We start from the raw sequence: 15,701 nt of genomic DNA on the forward strand, positions 1-15,701 counted from the left end.
TCAACGACCTCCCATCCAGCCTGTGCGCAGAAGGGTTCCAGGTCATCGAGGGCCCAGGTCCAGTCGAATTCTGCGGCGAGGCGGACGATCCGGGTGGCGCCCTCGATGTCGACGTGCATGTGCGGATGCTGCTCCTTCTTGATCGTTGTTGATGACGCCCCAATCCGGGGGCCGTCGAAGTGAGGGCTGGCGGGTTGTCGGTCATCGGATGCCAGCGCCGAAGGTGACGACCTTGCCAGCAGGCCTGACGACATCAGGTCGGTGATCCATTGTGGCGGCAATCTGGGGCGGAGTTCGAGGGCTCGGGGCAACAACCATCGATCCGGTTTCACGTGAAACGAAGGCCGACTATTCGGTCTGGGGGAGCGGAGGGGCTCACATGTAGTACGGCATGTTGTCGATCGAATATCCGAACATGCACAGTGCACCCCCGACGAACAAGAACGCAATCGCGAAGCTGAGCATGACCGGTCTTCCGGATCGCCATGCCAGTGCAAGTGGAATGAATACGACGGCGACTACTCCCAGCGGCAACAACCAGCAGAGCCAATACTTCAGACCGCCCGGCGGAAAGGACTGGACTTCCATCTTCTGCTGTAGTTCGAAGACCACGGGCCAATAGCTCAGGCCGCACACGAGCATCCCTATCAAGGCCCCAAGGGTCATCAATCTGAGAGAGAATCCGGACCGCTCGTTGGACATGTCGACAACGATAGGCAGACCTTCACCGTGGCGCCGGATTCGGTTTCACGTGAAACACTCTCGGACACAAAAGCGGGCCCCGGAAAATCCGGGGCCCGCATTCGATCAGGGGGGGAGTGTCAGTCCTTGAGGACAACCACTCGACGAGACGGCTCAGCGCCTTCGCTCTCGCTGGAAACACCGGCGACCTTGGCGACGGCGTCGTGCACGATCTTGCGTTCGAACGGCGTCATCGGAGCAAGCTCTTCGCGTTCGCCGGTCTCGAGAACACGCTGTGCAGCTTCCGCACCGAGAGCACTGAGTGCCTCGCGCCGGCCCGCACGCCACCCGGCGATGTCGAGCATCAAGCGGCTGCGCTCTCCGGTCGACTGCTGAACTGCCAGACGAGTCAGCTCCTGGAGAGCATCCAGAACCTCACCCTTGCGTCCCACGAGCTTGGTCAGGTCGTCGCCGCCGTCGATGCTGACGATCGCCCGATCGCCCTCGACGTCAAGGTCGATGTCTCCGTCGAAATCGAGAACGTCGAGCAACTGCTCGAGGTAGTCGCCGGCGATCTCGCCCTCTTCGATCAGGTCGTCATCGGAATCGTCGATGTCTACATCCACATCGGTAACCGGCGCAGTGGTCTCGGTGCTCACGTCTGCGTTCTCTCCATCCACAACGATGTCAGCTTCACTGGACATTGGTCGTTCTCTTTCCTGGATCAGCGCCGTTTATTGCGCTTGGGGGAGTTGCCGCGGTTGCTCTGTGGCCGGTTCTGTTTCGGTTTCGACGTGGAACCACCACTGGAACCCGAGGGCTTCGGCTGTGGCTTCTTGAGCGAAACTTCCGGGGCGTCACCGTCGTCGTCGGCTGAATCCGCGGTCTTCAGCGCAGCCGGAGATCCCTTCTTCTTGCTGGGATCGGGACGGGCACCGGGCTTGGGCGCATTGTCGTTGCGGCGAGTGATCGCTTCCTGCTTCTTGGCTTCTTCTTCCGCGTCGATCTTGCGGAAGACGAGGTGCTGCTGACCGTAGGTCCAGATGTTGTTCGACACCCAGTACAGGAGGATCGCGATCGGAAGGAACGGTCCACCGACCAGAACACCGAGCGGGAAGACGTACAGGGCGAGCTTGTTCATGATCGCGGACTGCGGGTTCGCGGCAGCTGCTTCGCTCTGACGGGCAACAGAAGCGCGTGAGTTGAAGTGCGTCGCGATGCTGGCGATGATCATCAGCGGAGCGGCCACGAGGATGATGTTCAGCCGTGACGGAAGCTCGGGAACGTTCTCGGTGACGTAGGCCTGAAGCTGCGCAACCGGCGTCGTGATCGCGGCCGAGATGGGCGCGCCGAACAGACGAGCATCCAGGAACGACTGGACGTCAGTGGCCGAGAAGACGTAGTTCGGGGTGTTGAGGTTGTCCTCGGCGCTCATGCCCAACTGGCCCATGCCGGTGCCGGTGCGGTTGAACGAGCGCAGGACGTGGAACAGACCGATGAACACCGGAGCCTGAGCCAAGACCGGGAGACAGCCCATGATCGGGTTGAATCCGTGCTCCTTCTGGAGCTTCTGCATCTCGACGGCCTGGCGCTGACGGTCGCCCGAATACTTCTTCTGCAATGCCTTGATCTGTGGCTGCAGTTCCTGCATCTGACGCGTCGTGCGGACCTGCTTCACGAACGGCTTGTACAGAACCGCACGCAAGGTGAACACCAGGAACACCACGGAAAGCGCCCAGGCTATTCCGTTGTCCGGGCCGAGAATGAACCCGAAGACCTTGTGCCAGACCCACAGAATCGCGGATACCGGATAGTAGATGAAATTGAGCACGGCTCTAAGTACTCCTCTGTTCGTCCGTCGGACTGTGACACGCTGCGCGTGCTTCCGGACAGCTATGGCGGCTACCCGCATCACGGTCACGACGGGCAGGGACAGGGTCCCACCCTCCAGAATGCCAGGGGGCACACTTCGCCAACCGCACCACAGTCAAGAAAAGGCCTTTGATCGCCCCGTGAGTGCGCAGCGCTTCGACTGCGTATTCACTGCAGGTGGGGGTGAACCGGCAGGTCGGCATCCTCAAGGGCGACACATACGTCCGGTACAACTCGATACAGAAGATGAGAACGGTGGCGGGAGCGCGACGCACAGCCTTCAACACCGTGATGACACGGGAGGCTCTGGGAGTCTCGATCTGCTCAGAGAGCGGAGTACTCATGGCTCTTCACTTACCGACACCAATAGGTTCATTTTGGTCAGGCCCCCGCGCAACTGCTTGGCCAGTTCGGCTGAACTGGCGGTAGCTGCACCCGGAAGTGCGCGGATAACCACGTCTGTCTCCGGTGAAACCTGTCCGACGAAATCTGCACAGATATGACGAAGCCGGCGTGCGACTCGATGTCGAATCACCGCCGGCCCGACAGCCTTGCTCACGATCAGCCCGAACCGGGGACCGTGATTTGTTACTACCAGCGCCTCTACTTGCTCGCGATCGAACGCGTGCACGACAAGGTCGCGTCTTCCCATACGACGTCCACGTCGCACCGCCACGGAGAAATCCGCGTGGCGACGCAACCGGAACGGCTCAGGCAACACCCCGAGCTCCTGAACTCGAAATCAGATCAGGCGGTGAGGGAATCGCGGCCCTTACGGCGACGCGCCGAAACGATTGCACGACCCGCACGGGTACGCATACGAAGACGGAAGCCGTGAACACGCGCGCGGCGGCGATTATTCGGCTGGAACGTCCGCTTGCCCTTGGCCACGGTCAACACTCCTCGAAGTTCATTGACGCCTCCCGGCGTCATTCAGTGATCGACGCCTTACGGCGCCTTTGGATCCAACAGGTACAGAACAATCAACTTCACTCGTTGTGGCTTGGAAGACCGATCCGACCTGACATATGTAGCCAGCACGAAGCGATCACCACCAGCGGGTGACCGTTCGAGGTTACTTACCACCGTTGCCAAGGTCAAACCAGCCCGATTCGGAGCCCTCCCGCGGCAACCACGGCGACACGCCGATACTTACATCATTCCGCAGATTCCATTCACAGTGTGCATACGGCCGTGACCTCGAGCGAGGCGGCAAGTGTGACCTTGGCAACAGTTCCGCTACGGACTGCAGGTGACCCGAAGGCAACCCGGACAGTTCCACCGGCGCATGCTCTCGACAAGGCCTCATCAGCACATACGGGCACGAGCGCCGGACGCGACCCCGAATCCCGAGTTTCCACATTCATCCACAGGGCTGTGAGTGTTGACGCATCCCCGACACCAAGTGGCGAACGCCTCGAGTTCCGACAAAGTTGCAGGTAGATCAATTTCTCGATCACTTTGACGAATTTGGTTGACGAAAAAACCGACTCAGTGCAGGTTTGTCCACATCTGTGGATAATTGTGTGGAAACACAGCCCAGGTGGCATATTCGTAGCCTGTTACGGGGTTCTCACCCCGGGTGGTAATCCACCGAATCATTCGACGCCGCAGCCATACGCTCGGCAGCTGCAGCACACCCACTGTCGGCGAAACACGGGAAGGAACCACGTGAACGACGATCCCAACGCGCTCGCACGGGTCTGGGTCGACGTGGTTGCAGAACTCACGAGTGATGACCCCGGAAGTAATCTTCCGGCTTTGAGCAGCAAGCAGAAGGCATTTGTCCGTCTGGTGAGGCCTCTCACACTTGCTCAGGGTTTTGCACTCCTCTCGGTTCCATCGCCATTTGCTCAAGAGACGATCGAGCGCGATCTACGCGAGCCGATCCTGCAGGCACTCGGACGCCACCTCGGCGGCCAGGTCGAGGGACTCGGTGTCCGCATCGCACTCGAAGACGATGCCGACGCACCCGCCGAACCGGTCGAGGAGCGCACGGGCAGCCGTCAGTTCGAGTCGGTCAACTCATCGGGCGCATACCGTCGGCGCAGATTCACCGAAGGCGACGGCGAACCTTCGGACTCCGAGACTGCCGAGACCGAAGAAGTCGACGACGACCGCGAAGCACTCGCGAGCGTTCACGAATCGTGGCCGTCGTACTTCACGAAGCCGCCCGCTACTCCTTCTGCTTCGGGGTCCGGCGCCAACAGCCTCAACGCGAAGTACACCTTCGACACTTTTGTGATCGGATCGTCCAACCGATTCGCTCATGCCGCTGCCGTCGCGATCGCGGAGGCGCCGGCGCGTGCCTACAACCCCTTGTTCATCTGGGGAGCTTCGGGCCTGGGCAAGACGCACCTTCTTCACGCCGCCGGCCACTACGCACAGCGACTGTTCCCCGGCATGCGGGTCAAGTACGTCTCGACCGAAGAATTCACCAACGACTTCATCAACAGTCTTCGTGACGACCGCAAGGTCGCGTTCAAGCGTCGCTACCGGGAAACGGATGTCCTGCTGGTCGACGACATCCAGTTCATCGAAGGCAAGGAAGGTATTCAGGAGGAGTTCTTCCATACCTTCAACACCTTGCACAACGCGAACAAGCAGATCGTCGTTTCCTCGGACCGTCCGCCCAAACAGTTGGCAACCCTCGAGGAGCGTCTGCGGACGCGCTTCGAATGGGGCCTGATCACCGACGTTCAGCCGCCTGAGCTCGAGACGCGTATCGCGATTCTGAGCAAGAAGGCGAGGATGGATCGCCTCGAGGTCCCGCACGACGTCCTCGAGTTGATCGCCAGCCGTATCGAGCGCAACATTCGTGAACTCGAGGGCGCGTTGATCCGCGTCACCGCTTTTGCCTCGCTCAACCGCCAGCCGTTGGATCTGACGTTGGCCGAGGTGGTCCTGCGCGATCTGATGCCCGATTCGTCGAGCCTCGAGATCAACGCGGCGACGATCATGGCGGTGACGGCCGAATACTTCAACATGTCGATCGACGACCTGTGTGGGCCGGGTAAGGCCCGGCCACTCGCTCAGGCCCGCCAGATCTCGATGTATTTGTGCCGTGAGCTCACTGATTTGTCCTTGCCGAAGATCGGTCAGACGTTCGGCCGTGACCACACGACGGTCATGTACGCCGACAAGAAGATCCGTAAGGAAATGACGGAACGCCGCAAGGTGTACGACCAGGTTCAGGAGTTGACCGCAAGGATCAAGCAGCGCTCCAAGCGTTGACCTGCACTTATTTCGATCGATGCCGCTCGAGGCAGAGGTTCCCTCGAGCGGCATCGGTGTATTCGAAGGGTTCCACGTGCGGTCCCCTCGAGGGCGGTTGTCCACCTCGAGGGACGACACGCCGTAGTCAGACACGCCGATGAGAACAAACTCTTCGTTTCTTGTGAAAAGTATTCACATCTGTGGATAAGTGTGTTGATAACTCCGAAAGTCTGTGGAGTTCTCGAGGAGGAATCCGAAAACTTTCAGAGAGTGCACAGAGGGGGTCGATTGGTCCTCGAGTCTGTCCTCGAGAAGTGCACAGGCCCTCGAGGGGACCTACCAGCGTCGACAACCGTTGCTCCACAGATTGCACAGGACTTATTACTACTACTGAGAATTTCCTAGGAAAAGCTCTTTGAAAATAGTTCTGGGGACAACTCCTGTTGAGAACCTCGCCTCAGGCTGCGCTCGCCGCGGCTTCGGCTTTCCACTTGCGCCCTCGAGGGCATACGGTGGGCATCGCTTGGTCTGTGTCAGACTTCAAGTGAGCTGATGCAGATCCGCAGCAGACGAACATGCCTACCGAGAGGAATAACCCGGCGATGGAGCTTGGAAGCCTGAAGTTTCGCGTTTCCCGGGAAGAGTTCGCTGATTCAGTAGCGTGGGTTGCTCGTAGCCTGCCCTCGAGGCCGCCCGTGCCGGTTCTCGGCGGAGTTCTTCTCGACGCAACCGAAGCCGGCCTCACCGTTTCCGGGTTCGACTACGAGGTATCCGCGCAGGTCCGCGTCTCGGCAGATGTCACAACTGCAGGTCAGGCACTCGTCTCCGGTCGCCTCCTCGCAGATATCACCAAGTCACTTCCCAACAAGCCGGTCGATGTGACCCTCGAGGGCACTCGCGTGCTCATCTCGTGCGGAAGCGCCAAGTTCTCCCTGCCCACGATGCCGGTCGAGGACTACCCCCAGCTTCCGACGCTTCCGCAGCAGTCCGGGTCCATTCCCGTCGACCTGTTCTCCGAAGCCATCAGCCAGGTAGCTGTTGCAGCCGGCAAGGACGACACCCTTCCGATGCTCACGGGTATCCGTGTCGAGATCGAACAGAATTCGATCGTCCTCGCCGCTACCGACCGCTTCCGTCTCGCCGTACGTGAACTCGAGTGGACTCCGGCCAATCCCGACGTCCAAGCTGCTGTTCTCATCCCGGCCAAGACTTTGTCCGAGTCCGCGAAAACGCTTGCCGGCAATGCAAATTCGCCGGTCGAGTTGGCTCTCGGCTCCGGTACGACCATCGGAAACGACGGACTCCTCGGCATCGTCAACGACGGACGCCGCACCACGACGCGCCTCCTCGACGCCGAGTTCCCGAAGTTCCGTCAGTTGCTGCCTGCTCAGCACACCGCGATGGCAACGGTCGAGGTCACGCCTCTCATCGAAGCCATCAAGCGTGTAGCACTCGTCGCCGAGCGTGGCGCACAGGTTCGCATGCAGTTCTCCGCTGACGGCCTGCTCCTCTCTGCGGGTGGCGACGACGCCGGCCGCGCGGAAGAGACGCTCAACGCGTCGTTCCAGGGCGAAGCACTCACCATTGCGTTCAACCCCGGTTACCTGATCGACGGGTTGAACTCGCTTCACAGCGAAAACGTTCTGTTCGGCTTCACCACTCCCAGCCGTCCGGCTGTTCTTCGCCCCGCGGCCGAGGAAGAGCCCACGGCAGACGAGTCCGGTAACTTCGCTGCGCCCTCGAGCGAGTACACGTACCTGCTGATGCCGGTTCGCCTTCCGGGCTGAGTGGAACCCCGCACTTCAGTTCGCGCCTGACCAGGGAGAACAGTATGAAGATCGGACTCGTAGGTCTCGGCAAGATGGGCTTCAACATGCGTGAGCGCTTGCGCGCGCATGGCCTCGAGGTGATCGGATACGACCCTCGACCGGAAGTCACCGATGTCGGGTCACTTGCCGAACTCGCTGCTTCCCTCGAGGGACCTCGAGTCGTCTGGGTGATGGTTCCGGCCGGTGACATCACCCAGAGCACCATTGCCGAGCTGGCGGATGCCCTCGAGGGTGGCGATCTGGTCATCGACGGTGGGAACTCGCGTTACACCGACGATACTGTCCATGCCGAGCTTCTGGGCGCCCGTGGGATCGGTTTCCTCGACTGCGGTGTCTCCGGTGGCATCTGGGGCCGTGAGAACGGATACGGCCTGATGGTGGGCGGATCCGAGACCGACGTGGCGAAGGCAATGCCGATCTTCGACGCTCTGCGCCCCGACGGCGACGCTGCAGACGGCTTTGTCCACGCCGGCCCCGTCGGTGCTGGTCATTACGCGAAGATGGTGCACAACGGCATCGAATACGGCCTGATGCAGGCGTATGCCGAGGGGTACGAGCTCCTCGAGGCGGAAAGCCTGATCGCGGACGTTCCGGGCGTGCTCCGAGCTTGGTCGAAGGGGACCGTCGTACGTTCGTGGTTGCTCGATCTGCTTGTCGACGCCCTCGAGGAGGATCCGGAGCTTGCGCAGATCACGGGCTATACCGAGGATTCCGGTGAGGGCCGCTGGACGGTAGAGGAAGCCATCAAGCACGCTGTCCCCGCTCCCGTCATCTCCGCTGCTCTGTTCGCGAGATTTGCTTCACGACAGGATGATTCACCGGCCATGAAGGCGGTGTCGGCCTTGCGCAATCAGTTCGGTGGTCACGCCGTCAAGAGCGCCTCGCCCAAGAATTCGGCTTCTGGAAGCTAAGTGTTCGTTCGTAGATTTTCGCTGCGTGACTTCCGATCCTGGGATTCGCTGACGCTTGACCTCACGCCGGGAACAACCGTGTTCCTCGGTTCCAACGGGCACGGTAAGACGAACGTCCTCGAGTCACTCGGGTATCTGTCGACGCTGTCGTCTCATCGAGTGTCCACGGATGCACCGATGATCCGCAGCGGTTCGACCAGTGCTTTTGCCGGTGCAACGGTGGTCAACAACGGGCGCGAACTGACCATCGACGTCGAACTGATCGAGGGAAAGTCCAACCGCGCCAGGATAAATCAGTCTCCGACGCGACGCCCACGTGAAGTGCTAGGGATTTTGCAGTCGGTGATGTTCGCGCCGGAAGATCTGTCGTTGGTACGTGGTGATCCTGGTGATCGTCGACGCTATCTCGACGAGTTGTTGACGTCGCGGATTCCCCGAATGGCTGCTGTCCGTGCGGATTACGACAAAGTGCTGCGTCAGCGCTCAGCCCTACTCAAAACTGCTGGTGCGGCTTTGCGTCGCGGTTCTCGTGGTGGTGAGTCCGACAACGTCCTCTCCACCCTCGAGGTGTGGGACGGGCATCTGGCCGCTCACGGCGCACAATTGTTGGCCGGGCGCCTCGAGTTGGTCCATGATCTGGCGCCGCATCTGGCGGAGTCGTATCGTTCCATCGCACCCGAATCCCGGCCGGCGTCGATTCGATACAAGAGCAGTCTGGGGTCCTCGTTGGATCCCGAATTCACCGATCCTGCAAGGATTTCCGGTATCGACGACGTTGCGTACCTCGAGGAGAGATTCCACCTCGAGTTGGCGCAGATGAGGTCGAAGGAAATCGATCGCGGAGTGTGTCTGGTCGGTCCGCATCGGGACGATCTGGAGCTGATTCTCGGTGACAGCCCGGCGAAAGGCTTTGCAAGCCATGGTGAATCGTGGTCTTTCGCGCTTTCGCTGCGGCTGGCAGGTTTTGCCCTGTTGCGCGCCGACGGCAGCGACCCGGTCCTGATGCTCGACGATGTCTTCGCGGAATTGGACCGTCGTCGGCGTCGTGCGCTCGCCACCGTTGCAGCCACCGCCGAACAGGTGCTGATCACGGCCGCCGTTCCCGAGGACGTACCGGACGAACTCGAGGCGGCCAAGTTCGGCGTCGAAGCCTCCGATACCGGAGACGGTCGGATATCCCGGATAGTGCCCGTAGGCTCGACAGATCAGGAGGTCGAGTTCGATGACTGAAGACAGCAGCGCGGCTCCGGAGCCCGAGCTCAAAGGGATCGATCTGGCGCGCCGTGCCCTCGAGGAGGCACGCGCGACGGCAAAGGCCAACGGCAAGGCCGTCGGGCAGGGGCGATCGTCGCCCAAATACGGAAGTGGCCGACCGCGTCGACGCAGCGGTTGGTCCGGCCCCGGCCCGGATGCGCGGGACCCTCAGCCGTTCGGCGCTCTCACCAGCGCTATCTCCAAATCGCGTGGGTGGTCCCCCAAGGTGTCCGAGGGCACGGTCCTCGGTCGGTGGCCGCAGGTCGTCGGAGAAGACATCTCCGCGCACGCCGAGCCGATCTCTCTGAAAGAAGGTGTTCTCAGCATCTCCGCCGAGTCGACGGCGTGGGCTACCCAGTTGCGCATGATGCAGTCCCAGATTCTGGCCAAGATCGCTGCTGCCGTCGGTGGCGGCGTCGTGAAGACACTGCGGATCACCGGTCCGAGTGCGCCTAGCTGGCGCAAGGGAGAAAGGCATGTGAAAGGCCGCGGACCTCGCGATACGTACGGCTGAGGAAAACTCAACCAGGCCCTGGTTCTACCTATTACTTCGTGTTACAGTTAAAACTCGCTAGTGAGTGAACTGTGTCACAAGGCTGTCGTTCCCCACCGATCGGCAGGCATGAAGGAGTAGCTAGATGTCGCAGAAGATATCGACACCCGCTTCGTCGTTCGCCGAGCCGGATCACATCCTGTTGCAGGCTCGCAATGTCGAGTTCGACTGGTCCGATCTGCCCATGCACTGGATTCCGGGCGATCCGTTCAGCACACACGTTCTCAACGTGCTTCACCTTCTCCTCCCCGCCGGTGAGGAATGGTTTGTCGAGACCTTCAAGGAAGCTCTTCCTCTGATCGAGGACGAGAAACTCCGTGAAGACGTCGTCGGATTCATCGGCCAAGAGGCGATGCACTCCAACGCGCACTCGGGTGTCCTGGTCCATCTCAAGGAAAACGGCCTCGATCCGACGCCGTACACCCAGCAGATGGAGTGGGCATTCTCGAAGCTGCTCGGACCGCGTCCGATGACGGGTCTGCGTGCCGAGAATCATCTGGTGGAGCGCTTGGCGATCATCGCGGCCATCGAACACATCACGGCTTTTCTCGGCGACTGGGTGCTCAACGCCAAGGGACTGGACAAAGCCGGCATGCACCCGACCATGCTTGATCTCCTCCGCTGGCACGGCGCCGAAGAAGTCGAACACCGCGCCGTCGCGTACGACGTGATGCGCTACTTCGACAAGCGTGAGACCCGCCGGATCCGTACGCAGATCCTCGTCACGCCCGCAATCGTGTGGCTGTGGATTCGCGGTACCCGGTTCTTGATGCGCAACGATCCCGAGCTTGCCGCTCAGGCTCCCAGCCGTCGACGCCCCCACCTGTCCGATTTCATCGCGGCCGGAAAGCGTGGCACAGTTCCCACGTCGTTCGAGCTGGTCAAGCGGATGTCGACGTACTTCAGCAAGTCCTATCACCCCAGTAACGAGGGCTCGACCGCCCAGGCGGTGCAGTACCTGGCGTCGTCACCCGCAGCTCAGGCGGCTGCACGGTGATTTCACTCTCGAGGGTCAAGGACGTCATCTCCGGGCACGACGGGTTGCCGCGTTTTCCGGCGCCACCCGATTTGTCCGGCAAGAACCGTCCCGACCGCGCCATGCGCATCACGGAGTTGTTGGCGGACAAGTACCTTCGGGTGTTGACGGCCTACGACTACAACCCCGAGATCGCGGGCCACAACCCCGACACGGCCATGAACATGGTGGTCAGCACACGTGAGGTGGTGGCGACTGACGAGAACGTCGTTCGCCTGCGCTTCGAATCCGCCGACGGCTCACCGATTCCGCCGTGGCATCCGGGTTCGCACCTGGACTTCCATCTACCTTCGGGTCTGCGGCGTCAGTATTCGCTGTGCGGCGACCCGGCCGATCGCACGGGATACAGCGTCGCGGTGCGCCGGATCCCCGACGGCGGTGGCGGTTCCATCGAGATGCACGCTCTCCAGCCCGGTGAGCACGTCACGGTACGCGGACCACGCAACGGCTTCCCGTTTGTCGGAGAAGGCAGCGCGTTGTTCGTCGCCGGCGGCATCGGTATCACGCCGATCATCGCAATGGTCCGTGCGGCAAGAGAATTGGGGATGGACTGGTACTTCGTGTACTCGGGCCGCTCCCGTGAATCCATGCCGTTCCTCGACGAGATCGCAACCTGGGATCCCGAGCGTGTCTTCGTGCGCCCGGACGACGAGTTCGGATTGCCCACCACCACAGACCTTCTCGGACGAGCGCCGGTCGGCGGCGCCGTGTACTGCTGTGGCCCGACGCCGATGCTCGATGCCGTCCGCCGCGGTTTCCGCGATACACCCTCCACCGCTTTGCATTTCGAGCGGTTCGGGGCTCCGCCGGTGATCGACGGCAAGGAATTCGAAGTGCAGCTTGTCAATTCGGGTCAGGTACTCACCGTGCCCGCCGACGAGTCCGCGCTCGACGTCATCAAGAAGACATTGCCCGGTGTCGGGTACTCGTGTCAGCAGGGTTTCTGCGGAACCTGTCGTGTGAAGGTACTCGCGGGTAAACCCGATCACCGCGAAAGGCGTCTGACCGACACCGAACAGGAAACGGAGATGCTCATCTGCGTATCCCGTTCCGACGGTGGACGTCTCGTTCTCGATCTCTAGATATTTCCCGACTCCGAAGGGTTCGACAATGTCGAAGCACTCTCCTGTCCATGCCGTGACCGCGCGTCGCGTGACCAACGGTTCCGTCAGCCTGGCCGTGTTCGAGCAGGGCAAGGCAGACGGCGAGACCATCGTCCTGGTGCATGGTTGGCCCGACACCCATGAATTGTGGAACCGCATCGTGCCTTTGCTGGCAGACGACTTCCGCGTCGTCAGCTACGACAGCCGCGGGGCCGGTGAGAGCACAATCCCCTCGAGGGTGCAGGACTACCAACTGAGCGCACTGGCCGGCGATCTTTTTGCCGTCATCGACGCGGTCAGCCCGGGCAAGCCGGTGCACGTCCTCGCGCACGACTGGGGATCCGTCGAAACGTGGGAAGCGGTCTGCGAGCCGGGTGCCGAAGAGAAGATCGCGTCGTTCTCATCCATCTCGGGTCCGAATCTCGATCATCTCGGTAAGTGGATCCGGGCGAGCGCGTCCAAGCGTCGTTTCCTCGGCCCGGCGGCGCAGGGAATTGCGTCGGCCTACACCGTTCTGTTCCAGATTCCCGGGCTGTGCACCCTTCCGTTGCGTCTGTGGTTCTCCAAGCACTGGCCGGCGTTTCTGGGCTTCTTCGACGGTCTGGACCCCCGTGTGGTCAACACCGCGCCCACCATTGCCGACGACATGGTGAACGGACTCAAGCTTTATCGCGCGAACATCCGGCCGTCTCTCGGCAAGCCGCGGGATCGGTACACGGACGTGCCTGTTCAGCTCATTCTGAACAAGTACGACAAAGCCGTTCGTCCGGTGGGATACGAAGACACCGAAAAATGGGTCTCCGACCTGCAGCGACGTGAAATTGCCGCGGGACACTGGTCACCGTTTTCACATCCGGGCGAGGTTGCCGAACATGCGCGGGCATTTATCGCGAGCCTGAGAGAGCGTCGCTCGGAGAAGCAAAGTTCCTAGCGTTTCACCTTCCGGGGATCGTAAAAATTCGTCTGCGGCGCAGCCAGGGGTGTCATTGGCCGCTTCTAGTCGGTGCTTACCAGTAAGATGGTCAACGGTAACTAGCGGCAACATTCTCGAACCCGCTCCGACGACACCCGCAAGGGCTTGCTGACGGCTGCGCTCGAGTATTGACGGAGAAGGAGAGCTACCCACCCGTGGCTGCCCAGAAGTCAGATACAAGCACTTCCAGCAAGGACTACAACGCGTCGTCCATCACCGTCCTCGAAGGACTCGAGGCGGTACGTAAGCGTCCAGGCATGTACATCGGTTCCACCGGTGAACGCGGCCTGCACCACCTCATTTGGGAGGTCGTCGACAACTCGGTCGACGAGGCGATGGCCGGACACGCCACCAAGGTCGAGGTCACCCTCCTCGAAGACGGCGGAATCCGCGTCATCGACGACGGCCGTGGCATCCCGGTCGGCATGCACGCCTCCGGAGTTCCCACCGTCGAGGTCGTGCTGACCCAGCTGCACGCCGGCGGCAAGTTCGACTCCGACTCCTACGCCGTCTCCGGTGGTCTGCACGGCGTCGGCATCTCGGTGGTCAACGCGCTCTCCACCAGGCTCGACGTCGACATCAAGGTCGACGGCTACCGGTGGCAGCAGACGTACACCGATTCCAAGCCGGGAGAGCTCGTGCAGGGCGACCCGACGAAGGAGACCGGCACCACCGTCAGTTTCTGGGCCGATCCCGAGATCTTCGAGACCACCCGCTACAACTTCGAGACCGTTGCGCGTCGTCTGCAGGAAATGGCCTTCCTCAACAAGGGCCTGACCATCACGCTGACCGACGAGCGCGCCGAGGTCATCGACGACGAAGCTGCCGAGGTGGCCGAGGCTCCCAAGTCTGCTGCCGAAGAAGCCGAAGAAGCTGCTCAGGCAGCGCCGCGTAAGTCCAAGACCCGTATCTACCACTACCCCGGTGGACTCGAGGACTACGTCCGGCACATCAACAAGAGCAAGACCCCGATCCACAACTCGGTCGTCGGATTCACCGCCAAGGGCACCGGCCACGAGCTCGAGGTCGCAATGCAGTGGAACTCCGGCTACTCGGAGTCCGTGCACACCTTCGCCAACACGATCAACACCCACGAGGGTGGTACCCACGAAGAGGGCTTCCGCGCCGCACTGACCGCAACGGTCAACAAGTACGCGCTCGAAAAGAAGCTGCTCAAGGACAAAGATCCCAAGCTCACCGGTGACGACATCCGTGAAGGACTCGCGGCCATCATCTCGGTGAAGGTCGGTGAACCCCAGTTCGAGGGTCAGACCAAGACCAAGCTCGGCAATACCGAGGTCAAGTCCTTCGTGCAGAAGGCGTGCAACGAGCACCTCGCGCACTGGTTCGAGGCGAACCCCGCCGACGCGAAAACCATTGTGAACAAGGCTGTTTCGTCGGCGCAGGCCCGCGTCGCCGCACGTAAGGCGCGTGAGCTGGTCCGTCGTAAGAGCGCGACCGACCTCGGTGGCCTGCCAGGCAAGCTCGCCGATTGCCGCTCCAACGATCCGGAGAAGTCCGAGATCTACATCGTGGAGGGCGACTCCGCAGGCGGCTCGGCCAAGTCCGGCCGAGACTCGATGTACCAGGCGATCCTCCCGCTCCGCGGAAAGATCATCAACGTCGAGAAGGCGCGTATCGATCGCGTCCTCAAGAACACCGAAGTCCAGTCGATCATCACCGCGTTCGGCACGGGCATCCACGACGAGTTCGACATCGCCAAGCTGCGCTATCACAAGATCGTGCTCATGGCCGACGCCGACGTCGACGGTCAGCACATCGCAACGCTGCTGCTCACGCTGCTGTTCCGCTTCATGCGGCCGCTCGTCGAGCACGGCAAGGTCTACCTCGCGCAGCCGCCGCTGTACAAGCTCAAGTGGCAGAAGGGTGCGCAGCCGGAATTCGCGTACTCCGACCGCGAGCGCGACGCGATGGTCAAGGCCGGCCTCGAGTCCGGCAAGAAGATCAACAAGGACGACGGCATCCAGCGCTACAAAGGCCTCGGCGAGATGAACGCCAAGGAGCTGTGGGAAACCACGATGGACCCGACGGTGCGCGTTCTGCGTCTCGTCACGCTCGACGACGCGGCTGCTGCCGACGAGCTGTTCAGCGTGCTGATGGGCGAAGACGTCGAAGCACGACGCAGCTTCATCACCCGCAATGCCCGGGACGTTCGTTTCCTCGACGTGTAGGCCTGCGGCCCTGTGAGCGGTTGAGGGGTCCCCGGACTCCCTTTCCGCGCACAGGGGCTTGCCCCCTCTTTTAAGAAAGTG

The 15,701-nt window shown here is 61.5% G+C and carries 15 protein-coding genes; 9 read left to right on the forward strand and 6 right to left on the reverse strand.

What is annotated here, in order from left to right:
* Positions 1-375: 375 nt before the first annotated feature.
* The 6 genes from ASU23_RS00670 to rpmH all read right to left on the reverse strand — a co-directional run bounded on the left by ASU23_RS00670 (position 376) and on the right by rpmH (position 3,444).
* A complete protein-coding gene (locus ASU23_RS00670; RefSeq protein ID WP_054781443.1) occupies positions 376-702 on the reverse strand; it encodes a hypothetical protein in 327 nt (108 codons plus the stop codon).
* A gap of 119 nt (positions 703-821) precedes the next feature.
* Positions 822-1,385, reverse strand: a complete 564-nt coding sequence (locus ASU23_RS00675; RefSeq protein ID WP_003942504.1) for a protein jag — start codon at positions 1,383-1,385, stop codon at positions 822-824.
* Between the two features lie 20 nt (positions 1,386-1,405).
* Positions 1,406-2,512 carry a membrane protein insertase YidC gene (gene yidC, locus ASU23_RS00680; RefSeq protein WP_003942570.1) on the reverse strand — a complete coding sequence of 369 codons (1,107 nt, stop codon included), beginning with the start codon at positions 2,510-2,512 and terminating at the stop codon, positions 1,406-1,408.
* A 4-nt stretch (positions 2,513-2,516) separates the two neighbouring features.
* Positions 2,517-2,897, reverse strand: a complete 381-nt coding sequence (gene yidD / locus ASU23_RS33030) for a membrane protein insertion efficiency factor YidD (protein WP_007729147.1) — start codon at positions 2,895-2,897, stop codon at positions 2,517-2,519.
* Positions 2,894-3,274 (reverse strand): ribonuclease P protein component, encoded by a 381-nt coding sequence (rnpA, locus tag ASU23_RS00685; protein WP_003942450.1) that lies wholly within the window; start codon positions 3,272-3,274, stop codon positions 2,894-2,896. Before rnpA ends, yidD begins: the two co-directional genes overlap by 4 nt.
* Positions 3,275-3,300: 26 nt before the next feature.
* Positions 3,301-3,444, reverse strand: a complete 144-nt coding sequence (rpmH, locus tag ASU23_RS33035; RefSeq protein ID WP_003942540.1) for a 50S ribosomal protein L34 — start codon at positions 3,442-3,444, stop codon at positions 3,301-3,303.
* 780 nt (positions 3,445-4,224) lie between these two features.
* Here rpmH and dnaA point away from each other — a divergent pair.
* The 9 genes from dnaA (at position 4,225) to gyrB (ending at position 15,620) form a co-directional block, all read left to right on the forward strand.
* Positions 4,225-5,787 (forward strand): chromosomal replication initiator protein DnaA, encoded by a 1,563-nt coding sequence (dnaA, locus tag ASU23_RS00690; RefSeq protein ID WP_003942491.1) that lies wholly within the window; start codon positions 4,225-4,227, stop codon positions 5,785-5,787.
* A gap of 584 nt (positions 5,788-6,371) precedes the next feature.
* On the forward strand, positions 6,372-7,556 hold the full coding sequence (gene dnaN, locus ASU23_RS00695; RefSeq protein WP_007729165.1) for a DNA polymerase III subunit beta: 1,185 nt from the start codon (positions 6,372-6,374) through the stop codon (positions 7,554-7,556).
* A 44-nt stretch (positions 7,557-7,600) separates the two neighbouring features.
* Positions 7,601-8,509: a phosphogluconate dehydrogenase (NAD(+)-dependent, decarboxylating) gene (gene gnd, locus ASU23_RS00700; protein WP_030536719.1), complete on the forward strand. Its 909-nt coding sequence runs from the start codon at positions 7,601-7,603 to the stop codon at positions 8,507-8,509.
* Positions 8,510-9,739 (forward strand): DNA replication/repair protein RecF, encoded by a 1,230-nt coding sequence (recF, locus tag ASU23_RS00705; RefSeq protein ID WP_058036936.1) that lies wholly within the window; start codon positions 8,510-8,512, stop codon positions 9,737-9,739.
* Positions 9,732-10,277 carry a DUF721 family protein gene (locus ASU23_RS00710; RefSeq protein ID WP_058036937.1) on the forward strand — a complete coding sequence of 182 codons (546 nt, stop codon included), beginning with the start codon at positions 9,732-9,734 and terminating at the stop codon, positions 10,275-10,277. Before recF ends, ASU23_RS00710 begins: the two co-directional genes overlap by 8 nt.
* Before the next feature lie 124 nt (positions 10,278-10,401).
* Entirely contained in the window at positions 10,402-11,313 is a 912-nt protein-coding gene (locus ASU23_RS00715; RefSeq protein WP_007729174.1) for a metal-dependent hydrolase, read from the forward strand.
* Complete coding sequence (locus ASU23_RS00720) at positions 11,313-12,434, forward strand: PDR/VanB family oxidoreductase (RefSeq protein WP_039973074.1); 1,122 nt, start codon at positions 11,313-11,315, stop codon at positions 12,432-12,434. Before ASU23_RS00715 ends, ASU23_RS00720 begins: the two co-directional genes overlap by 1 nt.
* A gap of 28 nt (positions 12,435-12,462) precedes the next feature.
* Entirely contained in the window at positions 12,463-13,386 is a 924-nt protein-coding gene (locus tag ASU23_RS00725) for an alpha/beta fold hydrolase (protein ID WP_007729179.1), read from the forward strand.
* A gap of 197 nt (positions 13,387-13,583) precedes the next feature.
* Positions 13,584-15,620 (forward strand): DNA topoisomerase (ATP-hydrolyzing) subunit B, encoded by a 2,037-nt coding sequence (gyrB, locus tag ASU23_RS00730; protein ID WP_003942515.1) that lies wholly within the window; start codon positions 13,584-13,586, stop codon positions 15,618-15,620.
* The last annotated feature ends 81 nt before the right edge of the window (positions 15,621-15,701 follow it).

The organism is Rhodococcus sp. KB6, from assembly GCF_001445685.1.
Classification (GTDB): Bacteria; Actinomycetota; Actinomycetes; order Mycobacteriales; family Mycobacteriaceae; genus Rhodococcus_F; species Rhodococcus_F qingshengii.

What these genes read in the sequence shown, in the direction of transcription:
- ASU23_RS00670 (WP_054781443.1), bottom strand. Translation starts at nt 702, where the DNA reads ATGTCCAACGAGCGGTCCGGATTCTCTCTCAGATTGATGACCCTTGGG.
- ASU23_RS00675 (WP_003942504.1), bottom strand. Translation starts at nt 1,385, where the DNA reads ATGTCCAGTGAAGCTGACATCGTTGTGGATGGAGAGAACGCAGACGTG.
- yidD (WP_007729147.1), bottom strand. Translation starts at nt 2,897, where the DNA reads ATGAGTACTCCGCTCTCTGAGCAGATCGAGACTCCCAGAGCCTCCCGT.
- dnaN (WP_007729165.1), top strand. Translation starts at nt 6,372, where the DNA reads ATGGAGCTTGGAAGCCTGAAGTTTCGCGTTTCCCGGGAAGAGTTCGCT.
- gnd (WP_030536719.1), top strand. Translation starts at nt 7,601, where the DNA reads ATGAAGATCGGACTCGTAGGTCTCGGCAAGATGGGCTTCAACATGCGT.
- ASU23_RS00710 (WP_058036937.1), top strand. Translation starts at nt 9,732, where the DNA reads ATGACTGAAGACAGCAGCGCGGCTCCGGAGCCCGAGCTCAAAGGGATC.
- ASU23_RS00715 (WP_007729174.1), top strand. Translation starts at nt 10,402, where the DNA reads ATGTCGCAGAAGATATCGACACCCGCTTCGTCGTTCGCCGAGCCGGAT.
- ASU23_RS00725 (WP_007729179.1), top strand. Translation starts at nt 12,463, where the DNA reads ATGTCGAAGCACTCTCCTGTCCATGCCGTGACCGCGCGTCGCGTGACC.